A 24,779-nucleotide genomic window follows, 5' to 3' on the forward strand; every position below is an offset into this window, starting at 1 on the left:
GTTACTTCAAATCCTTTACCTGTGGTACTTTAACGAGTATTGTCGCCCCCTCAACACATCACTTTTAGGCGATTATCTTTTACTCTCAACTTTGGCAGCATCTATAATTAATCTTGCCCTATTTAGTTCGTTACCATGTCGGAAGAAGATATCCGAGCCGCAAGGCTGGAAAAAGTAGAACAACTCAAGCAGCTAGGGACTAACCCTTATGCCTATCGTTGGGAATCCACCCATCATGCAGCGCAGTTGCAAGAAAAATTTGCCGATTTATCCAGTGGCGAAGAAGTTGATTTGGAAGTTGCCATAGCTGGACGCATTATGGCGCGTCGCGTTTTCGGTAAATTGGCTTTTTTCACCTTGCAAGATGAAACCGGTACAATTCAGCTTTATCTGGATAAAAATCGCATCCAAGAAAGCATGGCAGATATTGATGCTGATGCCTTCAATCATTTAAAACAACTCACAGATGCAGGCGATATCCTGGGAGTTAAAGGTACTATTAAACGGACTGAAAAGGGCGAGTTATCTGTCTACGTTAAACAATATACTATCCTCACTAAATCCCTGTTGCCCCTACCCGACAAGTGGCATGGATTAACGGATGTTGCCAAGCGCTATCGTCAGCGCTACGTTGACTTGATTGTTAACCCGGAAGTGCGGCAAACTTTCCGCCGTCGCGCTCAAATTACTGCTGGTATTCGCCGCTATTTGGAACAGCAGGATTTTCTGGAAATTGAAACTCCAGTTTTGCAAAGTGAGACTGGGGGTGCAGACGCACGTCCATTTATCACCTACCACAACACTTTAGAAATGAAGTTGTATCTGCGAATTGCCACAGAACTTCATCTCAAACGGCTAATTGTGGGTGGTTTTGAAAAGGTGTTTGAATTGGGGCGAATTTTCCGCAATGAGGGAATTTCGACTCGACACAATCCCGAATTTACGACGATTGAAATTTACCAAGCCTACGCCGACTACAACGATATGATGGCGTTGACTGAAGGGATTATTACTACTGTCGCCCAAGAGGTACTCGGCACATTGCAAATCACCTACCAAGGAGAACCGATAGATTTAACACCACCTTGGCGACGAGTAACAATGCACGATTTAGTTAAAGAATTTACAGGCTTGGATTTTAATTCGTTCCAAAGTTTGGAAGAAGCAAAAACAGCAAGTAAAAATGCTGCTATCCCTGGTATAGATGAAGCTCAATCAATTGGTAAGTTACTAAATTTAGCCTTTGAAGAGAAAGTAGAAGCCAATTTAATTCAACCTACCTTTGTAATTGATTACCCTGTAGAAATTTCGCCTCTAGCAAAACCTCACCGTTCTGTGCCTGGTTTGGTGGAAAGATTTGAGTTATTTATAGTCGGGCGAGAAACTGGGAATAGTTTCTCAGAACTTACCGATCCCATCGACCAAAGAGAACGTTTAGAAGCACAAGCGGCGCGGAAAGCTGCTGGTGATTTAGAAGCCCAAGGTGTAGATGAAGACTTTCTCACCGCTTTGGAATATGGGATGCCGCCTACAGGTGGTTTAGGGATTGGGATCGATCGCTTGGTGATGTTATTAACCGATTGTGCCAGTATTCGGGATGCGATCGCCTTCCCCTTACTCAAGCCTTCCAGCAGCCTGATTAAAGAATTTCGTTACGATCCAACAACTCAAACACTAACTATTGAATTTGACAATGGAAGTGTTTATGAGTATTTCAAAGTACCCCTTAGTGTAAAGGAAGGCTTAGAAAATGCACCGTCTGATGGTCAATACTTTAACAAGTTTATTAAAGGGAAATTTAAGTTTGAACAATTGAGTTGAGTTAGTAAAGGTAAATGGGGCGATGACTTGCCCTATTCATCAACTTGATTCGGATTTGCTAAGAGTTTCGCCTGGCGTGTCTCTCGTTGCCAGTCGGAGACTATTGGTGTCAACTTAAGCTAGAAATCTCTTATCTGTTGGCTTCCAACCCACCCTGAAATAAATTTCAGGGCTAATAGCTAAAGTCTACTTCAGTAGACTAAAGATTTTTCCGATTATTTAGTCATCTTTTAGATGACTTTAGCTATTAGCAAGGAACTGAAGTTCCTTGCAGGACATAACTTTCACGTTAAGTTGACACGTATATCTAATACCCTCAGCTTCTACACCACTACCTTTTCTAAGATCAGCTTAGAACGCTTCACTTGCTCAGGAATCGCCACGGGATAATCTCCGGTGAAGCAGGCAGAACAAAAACTATTGGTGTCTTCTCGTGTCGCTTCTAGCATTCCCTCCCAACTCAGATAGGCGAGGCTGTCTACTTCCAGTTGCTTGGCAATTTCTGCTACTGACTTGGTAGCAGCAATTAGCTGATCCTGAGAATCGGTATCGATGCCATAGAAGCAGGGATGAGTTACAGGCGGAGAAGAAATTCGCATGTGTACCTCTACTGCACCTGCGTCACGTAAGGTTTTGACTAGTTTACGGCTGGTAGTACCCCGTACAATCGAGTCGTCTACAATAATTACTCGTTTACCTACCAGCACATCTTTAAGGGGGTTGAGTTTCATCCGCAGACCCGATTCCCGCATGGTTTGGGTTGGTTGAATGAAGGTTCGTCCAACATAGCGATTTTTAATCAGTCCTTCGCCGTAAGCGACACCAGACGCTTGGGAAAATCCAATAGCAGCAGGTATACCAGAATCAGGAACACCAAAGACAATATCGGCATCTACAAAAGATTCTTTAGCTAGCTGGTGTCCTAATCGCATTCGATAGCTGTACAAACTCTCGTTGTGCATAACGCTATCAGGGCGAGCAAAGTAAATCATTTCAAAGATACACAATTTCCGCTCAGATTTTTGACTCCAATGATAAGAAGCTAAACCTTCTTCAGTAATCCAAACTAATTCACCTGGTTCTACGTCTCGCAGGTATTCGGCTCCAATGATGTCTAAACCACAAGTCTCGGAAGCCAAAACGTAACGGACTGGATTACCAGCCAAAGTGCCGATTACTAAGGGGCGGATTCCATTAGGGTCGCGGACACCCATAACGCCGACGGGAGTGCCAATAACTAAACTAAAGGCTCCTTGACAACGTTGAAATGCCTGAATTCCACCTTCTAGCCAATCAGCGCCCGTATCTATGGCTTCTGCGATCGCAAAAGCGATCATTTCTGAGTCTGTTGTGGTGACTAAGTTACATTTATTCTCAAGCAACTCTTGACGTAGTTGCATGGTATTGACTAAATTACCATTGTGTGCAAGTGCTAATGAACCTAAACGGGTTTCTAATACTGCGGGTTGGGCATTAGCTTTGCGGCTAGAACCTGTAGTGGAATAACGAGTGTGACCAACAGCAAGACTACCAGGCAATCGATCCAAGACAGATTCATTAAAAATTTGAGACACCAAGCCCATGTCTTTGTAAAGATGTACTTGGGTTCCCTCAAAGGTGGCAATACCAGCTGATTCTTGACCCCGATGCTGGAGGGCATACAATCCAAAGTAGGTCAGTTTAGCAACGTTTTCTCCTGGGGCGTAGATCCCGAAAACACCGCAAGCTTCTTCTGGCTTGTCAGACTGATTTTCATGACTATTGATTGGGTTGTTGGTCTGGTCGGGGTATTCATCCGAAGTGACAGAATGAATAGAAATCATGCTAGCTTTGCTCCTGGTGGGGGGGTCAATCAATTTTGGATTTGAGACTTCGGCTACACTACTCAGTCGAACGATTGACGATAGCGGAGCGTCAGCGAGTCCGCGTTCGCGCAGCGTCTCGTAGAGAGCGTCTTTTGGATTGATCGCACCGTAGTAAGGATGCGGCTTGGGATTTGAGAATGGCTATTTTAGATTGATTTTTTGCTCAGTAAGAGCAAGATATGAACTAAAAGCAACGCCCCTAATCCAAAATCTAAAATTCAAAATCTCAAATCGGTAGTCAGTCACTGGGGTTATTAGATGGCTGGGGAGTTCTTAACAAATCTTTAACCATCCATTAAAACAGTACCGTAATTTTGCTCAGAGACGCTAATAGTTGTGAGTGAAGTCTAAATACTCAGCATTCAGCGCTCAGAAGTAGTGGTATGGATGGCGAGACGTTTGGCGATCGCATGGAAATAGCGATCGTTCATATCTTCGATACTAACTTTGATTAAGGTTTGGTTATCAGTGGTGAAAACCCCCAAACCAGTCTCAAAATTACTAACTACACCCAGTTTTTGCCATTCTTGACTCAGATGTTCCTGTAAATATGATTCCCAAATTTCTTGTTGTGCTGATGCTACAGAAACTAAAATTCTGGCACCACCTTCGGCAAACAACACCTCATCCAAGCGAGGCAGTGCGGTCTTCTCCCAAGGGGAGACGCCAAGGGCGATGGGGTCTCCCCAAGTGGAGCAACTGCCGTGGTTTAACTGTGTTGGTGCTATTTCTAAATTGATTTCAGCACCAAGATTGCCAGCAAGACAACATTCGGCTAGTGCGATCGCCACTCCCCCTTCAGCAGAATCGTGAGCTGAACGTACCCAACCATTACGAATTCCTTCACGACAAACTTTCTGGACGCGGCGTTCCAAGTCAAAATCTACCCGTGGTGGTTTTCCGGCAACAGTCCCGTGGATGGTAGCTAAATATTCAGATGCTCCCAAACTGATTTTGCATGCCAGAGGTAATCCGAGAAGATAAATTACATCACCGGAGGCTTGCCAACCTTGACCACAAATTTTGGTTAGATCGGGAATCAAGCCCACCATTCCGACAACAGGAGTGGGATAAATGGGTTGGGGGATACCTTGAGAATCAAGAGTTTCATTGTACAAAGACACATTTCCACCCGTGACTGGTGTCGCCAATTCTCGGCAACCTTCCGCCAACCCGCGACAAGCTTCTGCTAATTGCCAGTAACCAATGGGTTTTTCTGGAGAGCCAAAATTTAGGTTATCCGTCACCGCCAGAGGTTCAGCACCCACACAGCTAAGATTGCGTGCAGCTTCTGCCACCACTGCCTTAGCTCCTTCGTAAGGGTCAAGATATACATAACGAGGATTGCAATCTACCGTCGCCGCCACACCGCTTTGGGCATTGGAAATTCTTCTCTGCTCCTCTGCACTCCCGCTCCCCCGCCCCTCTTCTAGGGGGCGCAAACGGATAACAGCCGCATCTGCACCACCTGGAAGCATTACCGTATTATTTTGTACTTGATGGTCATACTGACGATATACCCAATTTTTAGAAGCGATCGTCGGTGTATCGAGCAAAGTTAAGAGAATATCATTCCAACTTTGCAGTCCTCCTGGAAGTTCTATTCCAGCAGTTGTAGAAGGAGGTAGGGAATCAGCAGTCCATTCCCAAGCTTGACGCGCATATTCTGGCGCTTCTGCCAATAACTCCCGGTTATACAGTGGGGTATTTTCTGCCAAAGCCTCAGCAGGAATTTCTGCTGCTACTTCACCCTGAAAGAGAATTCGCACAATCGGATCGGCGATGACTGTACCAGCCACAACGGCTTGAAGTCCCCAACGATGGAAAATGTCAATTAATTCTTGCTCGCGCCCTTTATGAGCAACAAACAGCATTCGTTCTTGAGATTCCGAAAGCAGATATTCATAAGGAACCATCCCTATTTCTCTGACGGGAATCTTATCTAAATCTAGTTCAATTCCCACACCGCCTTTTGCCGCCATCTCTGAGGTAGAACAGGTGATTCCCGCAGCTCCCATATCTTGGGCGGCGACAACTGCATCCGTTTTAAACGCCTCCAGACAAGCTTCAATTAACGATTTTTCCAAAAACGGATCGCCTACTTGCACAGCAGGGCGATCGTCTATGGATTGATCGCTCAATTCTGCACTAGCAAAACTCGCGCCTCCCATACCGTCGCGCCCAGTGGTGGAACCAACATACAGCACGGGGTTGCCTAAGCCAGATGCTCCAGATTTGACGATTTCTGAGGTTTCCATCAACCCCAATGCCATAACGTTTACCAGAGGATTACCAGAGTAAGCAGAGTCAAAGTAAACTTCGCCGCCAACAGTGGGTACTCCCACACAGTTACCATAATGAGAGATTCCTGCCACCACACCGCTAAACAGTCGTTGGGTTTTGGGATCTTCTAAGGAACCAAAGCGTAACGAGTTTAATAGGGCAATGGGACGCGCACCCATTGTAAAAATATCTCTGAGAATACCTCCGACTCCCGTTGCAGCTCCTTGAAAGGGTTCGACTGCTGAGGGATGGTTGTGAGATTCAATCTTAAAAGCTAGTTGGAGTCCATCACCCAAGTCTACAACACCAGCATTTTCACCAGGCCCCACGAGGATGCGGGGGCCATCGGTGGGAAATTGTTTGAGTAAAGGTCGAGAATTTTTATAACAGCAATGCTCAGACCACATGACGCCAAACATTCCCAGTTCAGCTTTGTTGGGATGACGGCCTAGCCGACGGACAATTTCTGCGTATTCTTCTGGTTTAAGACCAACAGCCGCAATTTCTTGGGGGGAAAAAGCTGGTTTTGAGGTTGCAGTCATGGAAGTAATGCACTCTGGGGGGACAGAGCATTATTCTATCGATTTACTTGCCCTGTAAGTACAGTTGCAGAAATGTAGATAATTCTTCTTTGGATATTTCTTTCTGAACTACTTGAATCACCAAGTTGTAAGCTTGCTCTTGGGATGCGTTGAGAGTGTAGCCATTTAAGCTCAAAAAAGTAAGCATAACAGCGAAAGCGGTACGCTTATTGCCATCAATAAACGGATGGTTCATTGCTAAATGGTAGAGATACGCTGCTGCTTGCTCGTGAATTGTTGGATGGAGAAGTTCACCTCCAAAAGTAGCTTGAGGTTGTGCCAGTGCTGAATCTAGCAAACCTTCGTCTCTAACACCTAATGTTCCACCAAATCTTTGAGTTTGGCGTTGGTGAATATCTAAGACTTGAGAAATAGTGAGAAATTTAAGAGTTTGCAAGCTGAAGGAATACCTCTTCCCATTTTTTTTCAACTGCTAAGTAAGCTTGCCATACTTCTTCATCTGAGGCAATCTGATTTGAGGCAGTATTTTCTAATTTTTCTTCATTTTGTTCAATTTCACGCAAATATTTGGCAAAATCAGGAATATTTAATATTTTTTCAGTAGCTTCGTTTTCTTCTGTTTTTTGTAGATAAGCAATAATTGCAACTGCTACTCGCAACTTCTCAGGAGAAAGTTGACGCAGACGGCTTTCGGCTTCTGATAAATAATTGCTGTGCTTTTGTTCTGTTGCCATCGTTACCCCAGGCTAGGTTTTTTTGCCAGTTGTAAATCACTTCTGGTGCTAACTCTAGTTTATCGCGCTATTGTGATTGACTCATTATGTTGCAAAACACGATTCCTACGGCGGCAAGCTACACACTTTTACTTCCTATAGATTGAAGCGCGATCGCTCTTCAATTTAAACTCTAACTAAATACTTGTATTTCCATCTTGGGAAATATTGGCAGTAAATGCTTATACAGCCTTTATTACAAGCAAACTTGTTTCTTGGATAGAAGGGTGGTACAACCTCAGAATGCACTCAACAGGATTATTTCGACCATAAGATAGACAAGATTAAGATCATTACCACACAAAATGCTTTAGTCTATAAAGATAACTTGATTTTTTAATCTTGGTGAAATTTCTAGCTCCTTTACTTACGTGAGTCTAGTCCGACTCAGAGATTATTCGGGTATATGCAGTTTAGATGTAACAATCAAGTGACGAGAATCACACATATCGATGATTAGGATCGTCTCCCAGCGATTAGTAACTAGGCATAATTAATGACAACTGAACTCTAGCCGAGTCATTAATAGGGAACACACTTAATAGCCGACAGCCTTAATCAAGGACTGTCGGTTTTTTGTATTTGTCCTTAGTCATTAGTCATTGGTCATTGGTCATTAGTCAAATGCCCCATGCCCATATCCATAAAATTTCCCCACAACTGGTTGGTAACTTGACAGAGATTTTGCCACAGCCACTACCAAATGTGGGGAAGGTACGATCGAATTGGGGATCTTATGCCTATCAAGTGCTAGTATCTCGCACTCACTTTAGTAGACCGGAAGTATATTCCTAGAACCAGCACACACTTTGTATTAAGACATCGCTTGAATGATGTAATCAAAGTAAGGTGCTGCTTCGGCAGCGTCTTCCGCACTCAGTAAGCCAAGGGAGGCTGTTTTGAGGGAATTTATCGCTTCTACCATTCCAGGCACGGGAACGCCCAATGAATTGTACATTTCCCGCACACCAATCAAACCAATTTTTTCGATTGGCTCTTTGTCACCGGCAAGTACACCATAAGTAATTAAGCGTAAGTACCAGCCAAAATCACGGATACATAGAGAGCGTTGGCGTTCGCCGTAAGCATTACCTCCAGGGGAGATAAAGTCAGGACGCTTCTGCCAAAGTTGTTTAGTTGCTTCTTGAACTATCTTCTTTTCGTTTTCGGCTAAGGTAGCCGCAATCCGCGTCCGTTGTACGCCGGTTTGCAAAAAGTCTTTGATATTTTTAAGTTCGCCACTGCTGGGATAACGCAGTTCGTCGTCGGCTTTGAGAATAACTTGGCTAATTACAGTCATGATTATTGAAATCACCTGAAATATTATCTGTTAGTTTAGCGAGTTGGAGGTACACAAGTGAAGGGATAGGAGCTACTTATGTATTGAATTTATCTATTTGGGGGAGTGGGGAGCAGGGGAGGTAGAGGGAGCAGGGGAGCAGGAGAGCAGGGGAAGAAGAATTAATAACTAATGTCCAATACTTCGACTTCGCTCAGTATAAGTGCCCAATGCCCAATGCCCAGTAACAAATGACAAATGACAAATGACTAAAATAATTTGGCAACAGGGTGAATTAATTGAAGTGACGATCGCTAATCTGAGTGATACAGGCGATGGTGTGGGACGTGCTGATGAGCGTGTAGTGTTTGTCCCAGATACTGTCCCAGGCGATCGCGCTATTGTCCGTTTAGTACACGTTAAACCAAAATACGGCCATGGGAAGCTCCAGGAGCTATTAGAGCCATCCCCCCACCGCATCCGACCCACTTGTATTGTGGCGGATAAGTGTGGTGGTTGCCAGTGGCAGCATATTAATTATGATTACCAGCTAGTAGCCAAGCAAAATCAAGTTATCCAAGCTTTGGAACGTATTGGCGGTTTTATTCAACCACCAGTAGATCCGGTACTCGCCGCCCTTTCTGCTTTCGGCTACCGTAATAAATCTACATATCCTCTCTCGCTATCGGCAACAGGACAAGTACAAGCTGGTTACTATCAAAAAGGTAGCCACCAATTAATTAATTTAAATCAATGTCCAGTCCAAGATGCGCGATTAAATCCCTTACTTGCCGAAGTTAAGCAGGATATTCAACAGCAAGGTTGGCAAATTTACGACGAACACCGCCACCAAGGAAAAATTCGCCATCTCAGTTTACGCATTGGCCGACACACTGGGGAAATATTGCTGACTTTGGTGGTAAAGGACTGGAATTTATCAGGAATTGCAACCCAAGCCCAAGAATGGTTAAAGCGCTATCCGCAGTTAGTGGGAGTGTTGCTCAATCGCAATAGCGATCGCACAAATGCTATCTTTGGATCAGAAACCCGTTGCATTGCTGGAGTCCCCCACCTGCATGAATATTTTGCTGGACTGGAATTTCAAGTACGCCCAGATACATTTTTCCAAGTGTATACAGAAACGGCAGAGGCATTATTGCAGGTAATTCAATCAGAACTCAATCTTCAAGGGCATGAGTTCCTAGTTGATGCCTACTGTGGTATTGGGACTTTAACTTTACCCCTTGCCAAAAAAGTACGTATTGCTACAGGATTAGAAGTGCAACCAGCAGCAGTAGAACAAGCAATTTTGAATGCCCACCGCAACGGAATTGATAATGTGACTTTCCTTGTTGGGGCAGTAGAGAAATTGCTTCCCCAAATGGGCACAATACCAGAAGTAGTAATACTCGATCCGCCACGTAAGGGGTGCGATCGCGCAGTCATAGATACTTTACGGCAATTGAAACCATATAGGATCGTTTACGTCAGCTGTAAAGTAGCTACCCTCGCCCGCGACCTGAAATTGCTTTGTCAAGATGGGCAATATACCATCACACGGGTACAACCTGCTGATTTTTTCCCTCAAACTGCTCATGTTGAAGCTGCCGCCTTTCTTGTGCTATCACATTGTTGACAAGGTTAGTAATTCCTTCAAAAAAACTGAAATTTGAAATTTCTAGTGTAGTGCATACTAAAGATGCTAAAATTGAATTAAGCGAAAAATAAAAATTCATTTTGTTTAAATAAATTCAAGTAGCATAGGTTCTGAAAAACATGAAGAAGATTGTGTGAATTATAAATCGGCAACTAATTAGAGTATGCCAATACTCTCTAAAATTAACAGCATATTTTTAATTTGCTGAGTTGATTATCAAATTTATTCCAGCCGATATATCTAAACAATCCCAATTCAGACTATAGAGCCAATGCTCCCTAGCATTTTCAAAATTTAGTTTTAAAGACGCAAGTTTGAAGGCAGCATGACCACCTCAAGTTTTATCAGGGTGACTGTAATAGCAAACTGATGTCTAGCTAACTGAAAGCTATGGGGTTTCTCTTGTGATTACTATTTCACTCCGTCCAGTTGGACGTTATTGGGGCACTATTAGTTTTGCCTCAACCCTCTACCTTTGTCCCATATTAGACTTATTGTTGGCAGAAATTCCAGCAAGATTACAAGCAGAACTGCGGCTAGGACTTCAAGAAGCCCTAGTCAACGCAGCTAAACATGGTAATAATCTCGATCCGAGTAAAACAGTTGTAGTTCGTTTTTCCGTAATAGATAATCAATATTGGTGGATAATATCAGACCAAGGTAGTGGTTTTACTCCTTCATCTACTAGTAATGAAGAACCAACAGACTATCTTCCACCAGATGAGTCAGAAAATGGTCGTGGTTTATGTCTTCTGCATCAAATTTTTGATCGGGTAGAGTGGAACCGCAAAGGCACAGAATTGAGGCTTTGTAAACAAATGGAAAATCGCCGGGGATTATCTCTGCGACGGTAGGGTAGTTAGGAGTTAGGAGTTAAAAGTTAGAAGTTGAATAATAATTCATAACTCCTAACTCTTAACTTCTAACTTTTTCCGTGAGTCGGACAGGGAGGGGCGGAAATGGAGCGATCTAACCAACCAATTGCCTGTTCTAATCTCGCTTGAGCTTCTTGTGGCTGATTCTTTAAAAGATACACAATCGCTGCTGCCACTTGTTCATTAGCGCGGGAATTGCGGTTAGACTTGAGGCGATGCCAATCGTTAGGGGAAATGCTCAGTCTTTCCATCAGGGCTTGAGCAAGTTCTAGAGTACTAAGTTCATTCAGTTGACTGGTTTTCGGCAGCTGGGTAGATTGGGACATAACTATTGGCACATTTGCATTTACTTCTACTTTACTACTTGTAAATGAAGCCGCCTAAACAATCACAGCCGTCAGCAGAAAATCCCGAACCAGATTTTGAGCAAGAACTAGAGGAAGTAGAGCGATCGCTCCTATCCTTAAGAGAACGTTACGATCGAGTGCAACGCGATCGCCAAGAACAGGCACAATGGCAACAGCGCCGGGATCAACTAAAGCACAATAAATCTCAGACACCAGAAATCAAAGCAGAGTTACGGCACATTCAACAGCAGTTGGAAAGGCTAGAAGTGAACTTAGAAAGCCAGTTATTTTCTTGGCGTAGCCTCAAAAAACCTTTCTGGCAAGTCGTCCGCTTTGGTGGAATGGGCGTTATCATAGGCTGGATATTAAAGTCTTATGCTGGGTAAATCCAATTTTGGATTTTGGATTTTGGATTGGGTTAAATGGTTAAGATTCTTTAATATTTATACTGACTACGTTAACGAAATATAAGTTGTAAAATATGGTAAATCGACGGATTGCAGAAATATTGCGAAGTGGCCAACCTGATGAGTCCCTCCAAGTGCAAGGCTGGGTGCGGACGAAGCGCGAGTCCAAAGGGTTTGCTTTTATTGAAGTCAATGACGGCTCATCACTAGCTAATTTGCAAGTCGTCATTAATCAGGATTTGCCAGATTACGAAGCTATATTGAAAAAATTGAATACGGGTGCTGCTGTTGAGACAACAGGGGTACTAGTGGCTTCTCTTGGTAAAGGACAACGGATTGAGTTGAAAGCCGAGTCCGTGAAAGTTTACGGGGAAGCTGATCCCGATACATATCCCCTGCAAAAGAAACGCCATTCCTTTGAGTTTCTGCGAACTATTGGACATTTGCGATCGCGAACTAATTCTTTTGGTGCAGTTTTCCGTGTCAGAAATGCTTGTTCGACAGCAATTCACCAATTTTTCCAACAAAGAGGCTTTTTGTGGGTACACACACCCATCATCACTGCTAGTGATTGCGAAGGCGCGGGTGAATTGTTTAGCGTTACCAGTTTAGATTTAAAGAATATTCCCCGCACAGAAAACCAAGCAGTAGATTACAACCAAGACTTTTTTGCTAAACCCACATATCTAACAGTTAGCGGCCAATTGGAAGCAGAAGTGATGGCGATGGCGTTTTCTAACGTCTACACCTTTGGCCCTACCTTCCGTGCCGAAAATTCCAATACTTCCCGCCACTTAGCAGAATTTTGGATGGTTGAGCCAGAAATGGCTTTTTGTGATTTAGAAGGCGATATGGATTTAGCTGAGGCGTTTCTCAAGCACATTTTTAAATATGTATTGGAAACTTGCCCAGAAGATATGGAATTTTTCAATGAACGCATTGATAAATCTGTGTTGGCAACAGCCGAGAATATTATTAATAATCAGTTTGAACGCTTAACTTATACAGAAGCGATCGCACTTTTAGAAAAAGCTGATGTTAAATTTGAATATCCTGTGAGTTGGGGTTTAGATTTACAATCAGAACACGAACGCTATCTAGCTGAACAACAATTTAAAAAGCCAGTAATTGTCACAGATTACCCAGCGCAAATCAAAGCCTTTTATATGCGCTTGAACGACGATGAAAAAACCGTCCGGGCAATGGATATTCTTGCACCGAAAATTGGCGAAATTGTCGGTGGTTCTCAACGGGAAGAACGTTTAGAAGTATTAGAACGCCGTGTATTAGCGCAGGGGTTAAAGCCAGAAGACTTGTGGTGGTATCTTGATTTGCGTCGTTATGGTACTGTCCCTCACGCAGGTTTTGGACTGGGTTTTGAACGACTTGTGCAATTTATAACTGGTATGGGAAATATTCGTGATGTGATTCCCTTTCCGCGTACACCACAAAGTGCTGAATTTTAGTTTAAATTATTCGACCTGGCTATTTCCAATCGCCAGGTTTTTGACTTTTGTAGATAAAGAGAAATCTAACTAAAAACATTTATCATGAGTATACAAGACCAAACCATTGGTAAAATCCGGCAAATGCCAGAAGCTTTAGTTCAGGAAGTAAGTGATTTTATCGACTTCCTATTAATGAAGCATAGCGGTAAGAACTGGGAATTATGGCTTCAGTTTAGCGAATCGTTAGAAATAGTAGAATCAGATTTTTCAGAATATTTATCTAATTTAAAAGATTATGAAGAACGCTTGGCACGTGGAGAAATCCAGTGGTAGATATCTCAAGAGGAGATGTAGTTTTGTGCGATCTCAATCCTGTTATTGGTACAGAACAAGCAGGGATTAGACCTGTGGTAGTAGTGCAAATTGATCGGGCAAATGCTGTTAGCCCCCATACTATTATCGCACCATTCACTTCAAAAATTAGACGTGCTATTTTACCTTCTCATGTATTTGTACCTGCTGGTATCGGTGGTTTAAGCCAAGATTCTGTTGTGCTTTGTGAGCAACTTCGGGTTGTTGATAAATCAAAAATTATCAGAGTGATTGGTCATTTGGATAATAGTTATTTAGATAACTTGGCAATAGCTTTGTCTACTATCCTTGGCTTAGAGCTAATTTGTAAACTAGAGTAAAGTCTTTGTCTCGTAAGGGTTTCAGGAATTTGAGTCAATCAAGCGTTAATTGTCTGAAAGTCATGCCCAGCAATGAGTTGGGTATCCTTAAGATTTTCTTTACGAATCAGCTCTTAAAGATTATAAACAATAATAATGATTGATAAATATTAGGTATTATTACATTATTTGTGTAAGGTAAGTATTGTTTAATTTAAAACTATTTTTATAGACTAATTCTGAACTTGTTTTTTTCAAATAAATTACTATTTGACGCATTTCTTTGTTAGAAAAACGGCGATAAACCCTAACTCGATAATCTAACATCCGAAAGTGAATATCTTCGTCAAGATCGGTTTGAAATTCGGTATGTAGAACTAAATCATCAGATTGCAAGAAAATTAACGAATCGGTGCGGCAGTCGCCTCAACGGGGGGAACCTCCGCACGGCTATGCCTTGCGAATTGGTTCGCTTGATAATTCAGTAGGGCTAAGTTCTGTTAATTTAATCGGTGAACCTAGTAACCAAGTTGCCAAATCATCTTTGAAGTTTTCGGCAATGAATTTACAGATATTGTTATACATGGCAGCTTGAAAGAATGAGTCTCATGTATTGCTGATAAAAATTAAATTTGTTAATCTTGGGTTTCCTTGTGTCAACTCAACCTACTATTACTAGACATCGTAGGATAAGCGTTTTGCATAGTCTATAAGTAATACAAAAGCTAGCACTGGAGATGTAAGTTAATGCTAATGTTACTTCTCAACATTGGAAATGAGCGATATGCCATAGCAAGCCGACAGGTTATAGAAGTAATACCACTTGTTGTACTCAAAACTTTGCCCCACCAGCCTGAACATATCGCTGGTGTTTTTAATTATCGGGGACGCATTGTACCAGTAATCGATTTATGTCAGTTAATGCGTGGTAAACCTTCCAGTGAGTACCTGAGTACTAGAATTGTCCTAGTCAATTATTGGGGAAGTAATAATACAGAACTTCAGGCTCCCTATATTTTGGGTTTGATGACAGAACAAGTTGTAGAAACATTACACCAGTCTGAATCTGAATTTATCGATGCCAATATCCAGATAGATACAGCGCCATATTTGGGCAAAATGATTGTAGATGATCGAGGGATGATTCAGTGCCTTCGCATTGAGTACTTGTTGTCAGAAGCACAGCAAGTCAATCTCTTGCCAGAAAGTCATCACAATACTAGATTTTAGATTGGTCTGAAGACTCTATAAATGGCACAATCTGTTATTGAAGCTTTACTAAAAAGCAAGATTGGTTTAGATGCAAATTCTATTGGTGCTGATGCGATCGCCAGTGCAATTTATCAACGCATGGCAGATTGTGGCATCACGGATATTGCTCACTATCTAGGGAAGTTACAGGGATCTACCCAGGAATGGGAAGCACTGATTGACAGTGTAATTGTTCCAGAAACTTGGTTTTTTCGAGAACCAGAGTCTTTTGCATTTCTGAAGCATTACGTCTTATCTGAATGGTTGCCAAAAAATCCCCAAAGTGTACTGCGGGTTTTGAGTATACCCTGTGCAACGGGTGAAGAACCATATTCCATTGCGATCGCTCTTTTGGAAGCAGGATTAAATTCAACAAACATTCACATTGATGCTGTTGATATTAGTAACAAGTGCCTACTAAAAGCGCAACGAGCAATCTACCATCAATACTCGTTTCGCGGCAATAGCCAATCGTTTAAAGAGCGCTATTTTCACGCAACTGAGACAGGATATCGCCTGTGCGAACAGGTGAAAAGTATGGTGAATTTTCTGCACGGTAACTTAGTAGATACCGATTTTTTATTGGGTACGCCGCCCTATGATATTGTCTTTTGCCGTAACCTGCTGATTTACTTTGATAGTGCTACCAAGGTACATACTATTAGAGTTCTAAAAAGGTTGGTAAACCCGCAAGGTTTGCTATTTGTTGGACATGCTGAAGCTTGGTTACTATCGAAAACTGAATTTGTTTCAGTTCGTCAAGATTCAGTGGTTACTCATCGAAAGTCCCCAACGTGCGAGAATATTCGCAAAAATCATTGTCCCAATCTTCAGAAACAAGACTTGACAAGCAAAAATATCGATGTTCTCAACAAGCGACAACTACCGAACAAAAACAATTCCAAGTTTGCTGCACAAGCGAGATTGAATCTTCCTTCTCAAAACCTTATATTACTAAAAGACCTGAAGGAAAATTTGTTAGAAACAGCCAGAAACTTAGCTAATCAAGGTCAGTTGAATGAGGCTGCTAAATTATGCAACGACTATCTGAACCAAAATCAGGTCAGTATTGAAGCGTACCTTCTACTTGGTCAGGTACAGCAAGCAATGGCACAAAATGAGCAGGCGGAACAATCTTTTCAAAAAGCAATCTACCTGCAACCTACTCATGAAGAGGCACTTATTCATTTGGCATTACTCAGAGAACATCAAGGAAATATTGGTAGCGCAAATATCCTTTGGCAGCGGATTCACCGACTAAAGAAGAAGTGAATCAGGATAGTGCTTAATAATTTGTTTCAAAATTGAATATGCAAACTGTTAATCTCGTTTCCGATCTGGGAACTCTAGGAATTGCAAGTGTTTCAAAATATGATCCAGAGTCTGAATAAACTTATTCGTCAAGTACAACACTCTGGGATACAAGTGACTTCTTCAGCAACTCAAATAGCAGCATCAGGCAAACAATTGGAAGCTACAATTACTGAGCAATTAGCTTCTACTAATGAAGTTACAGCAGCTGCCAAGGAAATTTTTGTGACTTCTAAAGAACTGGTGAAAACGATGGAAGAAGTGGCAGGAATGTCACAAGCCACGAATAGAGCAGTTAGTGATAGTCAAAAAGATTTATTACGGATGGAAGCTACCATGCGCCAACTAGTAGAAGCCACCAATTCTATAGCTGCCAGACTTGGGGTAATTAGTGAAAAAGCTAATAATATTAACAATATTGTTGTCACAATTACGAAAGTGGCAGACCAAACTAATTTGTTGTCTTTAAATGCTGCGATTGAAGCGGAAAAAGCTGGAGAATACGGCTTAGGTTTTGCTGTAGTAGCTAGAGAAATTCGCCGACTAGCAGACCAAACTGCCGTCGCTACCTTAGATATTGAGCAGATGGTGAAGCAGATGCAATCCTCCGTTTCTACAGGCGTGATGGAAATGGACAAGTTTGCTGCTGAAGTTGGACGAAGTGTAGAAGATGTTGCCAGCATTAGTTCTCAAGTTGGTCAAATTATCGACCAAGTACAATATTTAGCACCACGTTTTGAAGCTGTAAATCAAGGTACAGAAATACAGTCTCAAGGAGCGCAACAAATTAGTGATGCGATGGTGCACTTGAGTAGTACTTCAGTGCAAACAGCTGATTCTCTGCGGGAAATTAATCATGCCATAGCTCAACTCAATCAAGTTGCTCAAGGATTGCGTCAAGAGATTACCCGCTTTCAGGTGAAAACAGAATATTCTACTTTAACTCCTCAGCAATCAATCTAATCAACAATTGAGGAAATATTTCAAGATTTTTACATCATCAGTAAAATCTAGTCTCTGAACTAAGCTAGCTACTTAATAATTTGTTTCAAAATAAAAATACAGACTGTTCATCTTGTTTGTGATTTGGGAATTTTAAGAACTGAACGCGTTTTACAGCAACAGACGAACAATAGGATACCCAATGTTCAAGAACATCACCTTGCAAACACGGTTGATCGGTTCATTTTTATTCATGGGACTGATTGTACTCACGATGGCCTTGCTGGGATGGTTCACCACCAACGAGTTAAATCAGTACATCAATATACTGGCGACGGATAACCTCCCCAGTGTGTCCGGGATATGGAAGATTAACGAAGGTCAGACACAAATCCAATCGGCAGAACGGTTACTATTTGATCCTGAAGTCACTGTTACTGAAAGACAAGGTGCAATAATGCAAATACAGGATGCTTGGAAACAGATTAATGAAGGTATTAAACAGTACGAAGCAACGCCATTAAGCGAGCAAGAAAAAAACGAGTATGCCTTACTTAAAGAACAACTGGATGCCTGGAAGCAAGCTCATGAGAAATTGTTAGATATTGAACAACAGTTCACTCAACTTGGTATTCACAATCCTTGGAAAAAACAAATTGAATTAATTCGTCAAGGAAAAGAGAAGATTTCAGATTTTGACACTATTAAAACAGCAATTCAATTACGTAATCGCATGGATTATGAGGGAGCAAATAAGGAAGAACCATTATTTAAAATAACTGATGTCCAAGCAGAAAAACTTTTAAAACTTAATGAAGGTTACATATTAGATACGCAAAAAGAAGTCGAACAGAATGTGGCCCGCAGTATTTTCTGGATTTCTGTCGGAATTGCCATTGGCCCCATAACTGCGATTATTTTTGGCTTGGTAATCGCTCGACAAATTGCATTTCAGATTCTTGGTGTTGTTAGGGTTGCAGAGCAAATTTCCACGGGTAACTTAACAACTAAGGTCACGGCTGATTCCAACAGCAAAGATGAAATGAATAGACTCTTAACTGCTTTCCAAAGCATGACTCAGAATCTGAACACTCTGATTCGTCAGGTACAGCATTCAGGCATACAGGTTACTTCCTCAGCGACTCAAATAGCAGCTTCAGGTAAACAGTTAGAAGGGACGCTCATTGAGCAAGTAGCTTCTACTAATGAGGTAGCTGCTGCTACCAAAGAAATTTCCGCTACCTCTAGGGAATTAGTAAGTGCAATGGAACAAGTTGCAACCATTTCCCAAATCACAACGACAGCAGCCAATGATAGTCAAAAAGATATAGTGCGAATGGAAACCACTATGCGGCAGTTAGCAGAAGCCACTAATGCGATCGCTGCTCGATTGGGAGTAATTAGCGAAAAGGCAAATAGCATTAATACTATTGTTGTCACAATTACCAAGGTGGCAGATCAAACGAATCTGCTGTCGTTAAATGCGGCGATTGAAGCCGAAAAAGCTGGAGAGTATGGCTTGGGCTTTGCTGTCGTTGCTAGAGAAATTCGCCGACTAGCAGATCAAACCGCCGTTGCTACCCTCGATATTGAGCAGATGGTGAAGCAGATGCAATCGTCAGTCTCTACAGGTGTGATGGAAATGGACAAGTTTGCCGCAGAAGTCGGGCGGAGTATAGAAGATGTTGCCAATATTAGTACACAGGTTGGACAAATTATCCAGCAAGTGCAAGACCTAAATCCGCGATTTGAGTTTGTCAACCAGGGTATGGAAACCCAATCTGTGGGAGCGCAACAAATTAGTGAAACGATGGTGCAATTGAGCAGTACCTCTGTGCAAAGTACGGATTCCTTGCGGGAAATTAATCATGCCATAGCCCAACTTAACCAAGTGGCGCAGGGATTGCGTCAAGAGATTGCCTGCTTTCAGGTGGAAGCAGAAAACGTTATACCCCTGCACTAATTCTCTTGAGCAGCCCTTATGAACCCCACTACGCCATTAAATATTGAACGTTGTTGGAATTTTATCGGCATTGAGGGCGATCGCTCCTGTCCGCAATTAGCCACCTACACCCATTGCCGCAATTGCCCCGTTTACTCTACTGCTGGACGCTATTTGCTAGAGCGCTCCATATCTGAAGATTATCGCCATCAGTGGACTGAGTTACTGGCTAAATCTAGAACTGATGAAAATTCCCAGATATCCCATACTTTAACCACCACTCAAATCACAGTTGTGATTTTTCGTCTGCAACGGGAATGGCTGGCACTTTCTGCCCAAATCTTCAAAGAAATTTCTCCTGCAAGTGTAGTTCATACCATACCGCATCGCAGCAATCAAATCTTGCGGGGATTGGTAAGTATTCGAGGCGAATTACTATTGTGTATCTCTTTGAGCGATCTTTTGAATTTGGAAACTGCCGAGACAGCAGTACAAACGCCCAGTTCAGTGGTGTATTCGCGTATGGTGGTGCTAGAAAAGGCTGATAAAACTTGGGTGTTTGGTGTAGATGAACTTTATGGAGTACACCGATTTCACCGGGATGAGTTACAAGATCCGCCTAAGAGTCTGACTCAAACTTATACAAAAGGATTATTTCACTGGCAACCTAGCGGATCGCAAATGGAGCGATCTGTCAGCTATTTGGATGATGAATTGTTATTCACCACCTTGGCTAGGAAGGTGCTGTAATTAAAAACCTAACCCCCCTTGCCTACAAGGAAAGAGGGAGCTAAACTCTCCTCTCCTCGTAGGCTACGGTGTACACACAAATCTTTTAAAGTTGCTGCAAAACGTAGAGTGGGTTAATTTTTGTAGGTCAATGCAACAAAGGTGCGAGTTGATACAACAAACGTGCAGGTCGATGCAACAAAGGTGCGAGTCGATACAACAAACGTGCAGGGCGATGCAACAAACGTGCAAGGCGATGCAACAAACGTGCAGGGCGATGCAACAAAGGTGCGAGTCGATACAACAAACGTGCAAGGCGATGCAACAAAGGTGCAGATCGAGAGACTTGTGTGTACACCGTAGCCTTGTAGGAGAAGGGGTTGGGGGAGACGTTCTTCCAGGATTAATGAATCGGTATTCTAGGAAGGTGTAGTAATGTTAGAAGAATTTGATGTTAGCAATCTTTCCTTGCTTGATTTATTCAACATGGAAGTAAAAGCTCAAGTTGTGGTATTGAACGATCGCCTGTTGGCACTGGAAACTAAGCCCGATCCTCAACCAGAACTGGCAGCTTTAATGCGGGCAGCCCATTGCATCAAAGGCGCTGCGCGAATTGTCCAAATCGATCCGGCTGTCAACCTTGCTCACGTCATGGAAGACTGCTTTGTGGCGGCTCAAGAGGGAAAAGTTACCTTAACTGCCGATCGCATTGATGTATTACTGCAAGGGGTAGATATGCTCTTGCGGATAGCTCAAATGGTTACAGCCAACCCAAATTTGCAGCTGTTAGAAGATGTTGGCATTCAATCATTGATAAGTGCGATCGCTAATATCCTAACTCCACAGCCAACCTTTACAGAAATTCATCCCCTAATAACAACAGCACAGTTAGAAGACAATCAACAGACAATCTTGATTTCCCCATCCCCATTAGAAGAACTGGGCATCACCCAAAATCGGGCGGTGCGAATGAGTACTGAAAATTTGAATCGCTTAATGGGTTTAGCAGGAGAGTCTTTAGTTGAGGCGAATTTATTAGAACCATTTGCGAACTCTTTGCTGAAACTGAGAAGCAATCAGGGGGAATTGTCCAATCTGCTGGAGAAGTTACAAGAGTTATTGGGCAACTATCATCTGAATGGGCAAATTAAAGAAACCTTGAGCGCAACTCATCAAAAAGCTCATGAATGTTACCAGATGATCGGCGATCGCCAAAACGAACTAGAACAATTTTCTCAGCGTTCTGCTAACCTTGCCCAGCGCTTATATCAGGAAGTTATTGCTACTCGAATGTGTTCCTTTGCAGATGGGGGACAGGGATTTCCGCGGATGGTGCGCGACTTAGCAAGACAATTGAGTAAACGGGTGAAACTGGAAATCGTTGGTAAGTCTACTTTGGTAGATCGAGATATTCTAGAACGTCTGGAAGCTCCCTTGACTCATATCCTGCGGAATGCGATCGATCATGGCATTGAACTGCCCCAAGAGCGTTTAGCAGCAGGAAAGCCAGAAGAAGGAATTATTCGGATTGAAGTTACCCATCGCGCCGGAATGTTGTTTATCACCGTTGCAGATGATGGACGGGGAATCGATATCGAGTTTTTGCGCCAAGTTGTGATCGGCAAACAACTGACAAACCCGGAAATGGCAGCTCAACTTACCGAAGTTGAGTTGATGGAATTCTTGTTTTTACCTGGTTTCTCCACAACCCAAACTGTAACTGAAATTTCGGGTAGAGGTGTGGGGTTGGATATCGCCCATAGCACAGTCCGGGAAGTTGGCGGGACGCTGCGGGCGGTTTCTGTGTTGGGAAGGGGTATGACCTTTCACTTGCAGTTACCGCTGACGCTATCTGTGATTCGCACCCTGCTGGTGGAAATTGCTGGTGAACCTTATGCTTTTGGGCTAACGCGCATTGAACAGGTGTTGATATTATCGAAGTCTAAGATTGCTGTATCGGAAAATCGCCCATTTTTCCTGATGAATAATCAACCTGTGGAGTTGATTTTAGCAAGTCAAGTTTTAGAGTTAGCCTCGCCTGCGGTGAATATAGAATCGCTATCAGTGATTGTAATTAGCGATCGCCTCAATCGTTATGGATTAGTTGTAGATCGATTTCTCGGTGAGTGCAGTTTGGTTGTCCGCCCCCTAGATCCCCGTCTTGGTAAAGTCGCCAACATTAGCGCCGCCGCCCTGATGGATGATGGTTCTCCAGTATTGATTGTCGATGTTGAAGATTTGGTACGTTCTATTGCGAAGGTGTTTTCTAGTGGACAACTTTCTCAGGTAAATCAGTCTGCTCATCAGGCAGTTACCAAAACTTACAAGCGAGTGTTAGTGGTGGATGATTCGATCACTGTGCGCGAAATGGAGCGCAAGCTTTTGGAAAACAATGGTTACAAAGCGGAAGTGGCGGTTAATGGCATTGATGGTTGGAATGCAATCCGCAGCGGCGATTATGACTTGGTGGTGACAGATATTGATATGCCCCGAATGAACGGTTTTGAACTCACCAGCCAGATAAAAACTCATGCCAAGTTGAAGCAAACACCTGTGATTATCGTTTCTTACAAAGACCGGGAAGAAGACCGACTGCAAGGATTAGAAGCAGGTGCAGACTACTACTTAACTAAGAGCAGCTTTCATGACGACACTCTGTTAAAGGCGGTGATTGATTTAATTGGAGAGGCTTGATAATAATTCGTAATTCGTAATTAAGAAAGTAAGATTTTAGGACTAGCACTTTCAAGGTGACGAACGAAGATACGTTGTTTCAGTGCTGCCATTTTAAATCCTCCGCTCAGATTTTGGGCTTTTTGAATGTTGAAATTAGCAATTCTCGTTTCAAATTTCACCATCTTGCAAGGGCTGAATCTAGGACTTACGCATTGACAAAAAATCTTATCCATCTCCTTGTACTGTCTGTCTAGTAATCAGGATTCTTGCCGAATTTTGTTTCTGATAAAAAGTTGTTCTGCATTAAGTAGGATGACTAGTAGCCCTGCAGATGCTCTGGCGATTACCGGAGTTGTCCAGTTGTGATTCACCAGGTCGGGGATGGTTATAACAAGCATCAATACAATGATGAATATTGGTAGAATCATGACAATATTCCGATCCCAAGCAGGTTTATCGCGCAATCTCGCTTCGCTTTGTAGTACGCGATTACGCCAAAATGGAAAAGTACTTAGGACAGAGGTAAGGTATAACAGTCCAGCATTAATTAGCAGAATTGTTTTAACGTTTGGAGTGATGTCAGAATTTCCAAAGAAGATCGCTGTTAGGCAAGCTCCCGCTGCTAGATACAAAAAAGTAAACAGGGTAAAGTGCTTCATTGGTTACTCCTTATGCTTTATAAACTGGAGTTTTGACTATATGGCAAAGGCATTTAAATTATATAGGACTAGCCCTTTCAAGGTGACGAACAAAGATACATTGTTTCAGTGCTACCATTTTGAATCCTCCGCTGAGATTTTGGGCTTTCTGAATATTGAAATTACCAATTTTAGTTTTAAATTTCACCACCTTGAAAGGGCCGATCCTAGATTTAATCTGGGTTTCTATCTGTTGTATTTGTCGCGTTATTTTGGAGAAATGTCATAATTTGTGAGAATTGCGATCGCTAACGATATGTTCATGGCTGTAGAGGCACTGCGGCGGGCTGTGGTAAAAATACCAGGTTACAAGCTGGCGTGGGTTGCCTACGATGGTGCGGAAGCTGTGAGTAAGTGTGCGGCTGATACTCCTGACTTGATTTTGATGGATGTGCTGATGCCCAGTATGGATGGAGTAGAAGCTACACGGCATATCATGAGGCAATCTCCCTGCGCGATTGTGATGGTGACAGCTAGCGTTAATCGCTATGCAGCCAAGATTTTTGAAGCAATGGGCTATGGAGCTTTGGATGCCATTAACACGCCTATCTTAGGTGATGATGGGCTACTAAATAAAATTGCCACGATCGCCCGCTTAATTGGTAAATCTTCACATCGGCGATCGCCTCCTGTCCATCACTCAAAATCACTTCCACCTCTAATCGTTATTGGGGCTTCCACTGGTGGACCCCAGGCATTGAAAACTATTCTCTGCCAATTTCCCCAAGACTTTCCGGCGGCTGTGGTTATTGTTCAACATATAGATGCCCAATTTGTCCAAGGTTTTGCCGCCTGGTTGAATGAGCAAATTCCTCTACCTATGCAACTAGCGATCGCAGGTTCTACACCACAACCTGGTAAAGTTCTGCTTGCTGGCACAAATCTTCATTTAGTAATGCGTCCCGACCTCACCTTTGGCTATGACAAAGAACCACTACATTTTTTTTATCGTCCATCAATTGATGTTTTCTTCAAGAGTGTGGCTAAAAATTGGACTGGAAAGGGGATTGGGGCGTTGCTGACGGGGATGGGTGGAGATGGCGCTCAAGGCTTAAAACAATTGCGCGAAGCAGGTTGGCATACTATTGCTCAAGACCGCAAAACTTGCGTTGTTTATGGTATGCCGAAAGTAGCAGTGGAATTAAAAGCTGCGGTAGAGGTTTTGCCAGTTGAGGCGATCGCATCAGCCTGTATCAAATTTACGGCAAAATGCTTAATTAACTAGTATGTTATTATACTCTTAATAAAAGATGTGCATAAAA

21 protein-coding genes and 2 pseudogenes are annotated in these 24,779 nt (G+C 42.6%); 14 read left to right on the plus strand and 9 right to left on the minus strand.

Annotated features, from left to right (window positions below):
• The first annotated feature begins 135 nt into the window (after positions 1-135).
• Positions 136-1,821: a lysine--tRNA ligase gene (lysS, locus tag RM368_RS31995; protein ID WP_322697785.1), complete on the plus strand. Its 1,686-nt coding sequence runs from the start codon at positions 136-138 to the stop codon at positions 1,819-1,821.
• Between the two features lie 323 nt (positions 1,822-2,144).
• Here the strand turns inward: lysS and purF are convergent, their stop codons facing one another.
• The 5 genes from purF to RM368_RS32020 all read right to left on the minus strand — a co-directional run bounded on the left by purF (position 2,145) and on the right by RM368_RS32020 (position 8,584).
• On the minus strand, positions 2,145-3,644 hold the full coding sequence (gene purF / locus RM368_RS32000; RefSeq protein ID WP_322697786.1) for an amidophosphoribosyltransferase: 1,500 nt from the start codon (positions 3,642-3,644) through the stop codon (positions 2,145-2,147).
• Between the two features lie 404 nt (positions 3,645-4,048).
• Complete coding sequence (gene purL, locus RM368_RS32005) at positions 4,049-6,511, minus strand: phosphoribosylformylglycinamidine synthase subunit PurL (protein ID WP_322697787.1); 2,463 nt, start codon at positions 6,509-6,511, stop codon at positions 4,049-4,051.
• Between the two features lie 43 nt (positions 6,512-6,554).
• Positions 6,555-6,947, minus strand: coding sequence for a type II toxin-antitoxin system death-on-curing family toxin (locus RM368_RS32010; RefSeq protein ID WP_322697788.1), 393 nt, complete (start codon positions 6,945-6,947; stop codon positions 6,555-6,557).
• Positions 6,934-7,245 carry a hypothetical protein gene (locus RM368_RS32015; RefSeq protein ID WP_322697789.1) on the minus strand — a complete coding sequence of 104 codons (312 nt, stop codon included), beginning with the start codon at positions 7,243-7,245 and terminating at the stop codon, positions 6,934-6,936. Before RM368_RS32015 ends, RM368_RS32010 begins: the two co-directional genes overlap by 14 nt.
• A gap of 853 nt (positions 7,246-8,098) precedes the next feature.
• Complete coding sequence (locus RM368_RS32020; protein ID WP_012407637.1) at positions 8,099-8,584, minus strand: allophycocyanin subunit alpha-B; 486 nt, start codon at positions 8,582-8,584, stop codon at positions 8,099-8,101.
• A gap of 244 nt (positions 8,585-8,828) precedes the next feature.
• On the opposite strand from RM368_RS32020, the gene rlmD reads away from it, so the two are divergent.
• Together rlmD and RM368_RS32030 are read left to right on the plus strand one after the other, a co-directional pair.
• Complete coding sequence (rlmD, locus tag RM368_RS32025) at positions 8,829-10,199, plus strand: 23S rRNA (uracil(1939)-C(5))-methyltransferase RlmD (RefSeq protein WP_322697790.1); 1,371 nt, start codon at positions 8,829-8,831, stop codon at positions 10,197-10,199.
• 425 nt (positions 10,200-10,624) lie between these two features.
• Positions 10,625-11,074: an anti-sigma regulatory factor gene (locus RM368_RS32030; RefSeq protein ID WP_322669713.1), complete on the plus strand. Its 450-nt coding sequence runs from the start codon at positions 10,625-10,627 to the stop codon at positions 11,072-11,074.
• 68 nt (positions 11,075-11,142) lie between these two features.
• Here the strand turns inward: RM368_RS32030 and RM368_RS32035 are convergent, their stop codons facing one another.
• Positions 11,143-11,421, minus strand: a complete 279-nt coding sequence (locus tag RM368_RS32035) for a DUF6439 family protein (RefSeq protein WP_094328229.1) — start codon at positions 11,419-11,421, stop codon at positions 11,143-11,145.
• 44 nt (positions 11,422-11,465) lie between these two features.
• Between RM368_RS32035 and RM368_RS32040 the strand changes: the two genes are divergently transcribed.
• The 4 genes from RM368_RS32040 (at position 11,466) to RM368_RS32055 (ending at position 13,989) form a co-directional block, all read left to right on the plus strand.
• Entirely contained in the window at positions 11,466-11,828 is a 363-nt protein-coding gene (locus RM368_RS32040) for a hypothetical protein (RefSeq protein WP_322697791.1), read from the plus strand.
• 95 nt (positions 11,829-11,923) lie between these two features.
• Complete coding sequence (gene asnS, locus RM368_RS32045) at positions 11,924-13,315, plus strand: asparagine--tRNA ligase (protein WP_322697792.1); 1,392 nt, start codon at positions 11,924-11,926, stop codon at positions 13,313-13,315.
• Positions 13,316-13,399: 84 nt separating this feature from the next.
• On the plus strand, positions 13,400-13,630 hold the full coding sequence (locus tag RM368_RS32050) for a DUF2281 domain-containing protein (protein WP_322697793.1): 231 nt from the start codon (positions 13,400-13,402) through the stop codon (positions 13,628-13,630).
• A complete protein-coding gene (locus RM368_RS32055; RefSeq protein WP_322697794.1) occupies positions 13,624-13,989 on the plus strand; it encodes a type II toxin-antitoxin system PemK/MazF family toxin in 366 nt (121 codons plus the stop codon). The genes RM368_RS32050 and RM368_RS32055 overlap by 7 nt, the downstream gene beginning before the upstream one ends.
• 177 nt (positions 13,990-14,166) lie before the next feature.
• Here the strand turns inward: RM368_RS32055 and RM368_RS32060 are convergent.
• Positions 14,167-14,553: pseudogene (locus tag RM368_RS32060) on the minus strand (hypothetical protein); the annotation flags it as partial.
• Between the two features lie 162 nt (positions 14,554-14,715).
• Between RM368_RS32060 and RM368_RS32065 the strand changes: the two are divergent.
• The 5 genes and pseudogenes from RM368_RS32065 to RM368_RS32085 all read left to right on the plus strand — a co-directional run bounded on the left by RM368_RS32065 (position 14,716) and on the right by RM368_RS32085 (position 20,164).
• The gene (locus RM368_RS32065) at positions 14,716-15,198 is read left to right on the plus strand and encodes a chemotaxis protein CheW (protein ID WP_322697795.1); all 483 of its coding nucleotides are present in this window, start codon (positions 14,716-14,718) and stop codon (positions 15,196-15,198) included.
• Between the two features lie 21 nt (positions 15,199-15,219).
• Positions 15,220-16,491: a CheR family methyltransferase gene (locus RM368_RS32070; RefSeq protein ID WP_322697796.1), complete on the plus strand. Its 1,272-nt coding sequence runs from the start codon at positions 15,220-15,222 to the stop codon at positions 16,489-16,491.
• A 96-nt stretch (positions 16,492-16,587) separates the two neighbouring features.
• A pseudogene (locus RM368_RS32075) lies at positions 16,588-17,493 on the plus strand (methyl-accepting chemotaxis protein); the annotation flags it as partial.
• Between the two features lie 181 nt (positions 17,494-17,674).
• Positions 17,675-19,435: a methyl-accepting chemotaxis protein gene (locus RM368_RS32080; RefSeq protein WP_322697797.1), complete on the plus strand. Its 1,761-nt coding sequence runs from the start codon at positions 17,675-17,677 to the stop codon at positions 19,433-19,435.
• An 18-nt stretch (positions 19,436-19,453) separates the two neighbouring features.
• A complete protein-coding gene (locus tag RM368_RS32085) occupies positions 19,454-20,164 on the plus strand; it encodes a chemotaxis protein CheW (protein WP_322697798.1) in 711 nt (236 codons plus the stop codon).
• A gap of 127 nt (positions 20,165-20,291) precedes the next feature.
• Here the strand turns inward: RM368_RS32085 and RM368_RS32090 are convergent, their stop codons facing one another.
• Complete coding sequence (locus tag RM368_RS32090) at positions 20,292-20,501, minus strand: hypothetical protein (protein WP_322697799.1); 210 nt, start codon at positions 20,499-20,501, stop codon at positions 20,292-20,294.
• 77 nt (positions 20,502-20,578) lie between these two features.
• Between RM368_RS32090 and RM368_RS32095 the strand changes: the two genes are divergently transcribed.
• Complete coding sequence (locus RM368_RS32095) at positions 20,579-22,837, plus strand: hybrid sensor histidine kinase/response regulator (RefSeq protein WP_322697800.1); 2,259 nt, start codon at positions 20,579-20,581, stop codon at positions 22,835-22,837.
• Positions 22,838-23,076: 239 nt separating this feature from the next.
• Here the strand turns inward: RM368_RS32095 and RM368_RS32100 are convergent, their stop codons facing one another.
• Positions 23,077-23,478: a hypothetical protein gene (locus tag RM368_RS32100; protein WP_322697801.1), complete on the minus strand. Its 402-nt coding sequence runs from the start codon at positions 23,476-23,478 to the stop codon at positions 23,077-23,079.
• Positions 23,479-23,749: 271 nt separating this feature from the next.
• Here RM368_RS32100 and RM368_RS32105 point away from each other — a divergent pair, with 271 nt between their 5' ends.
• On the plus strand, positions 23,750-24,742 hold the full coding sequence (locus RM368_RS32105; protein ID WP_322697802.1) for a chemotaxis response regulator protein-glutamate methylesterase: 993 nt from the start codon (positions 23,750-23,752) through the stop codon (positions 24,740-24,742).
• Positions 24,743-24,779: the final 37 nt, after the last annotated feature.

This window comes from Nostoc sp. DedSLP03, from assembly GCF_034530815.1.
Classification (GTDB): Bacteria; Cyanobacteriota; Cyanobacteriia; order Cyanobacteriales; family Nostocaceae; genus Nostoc.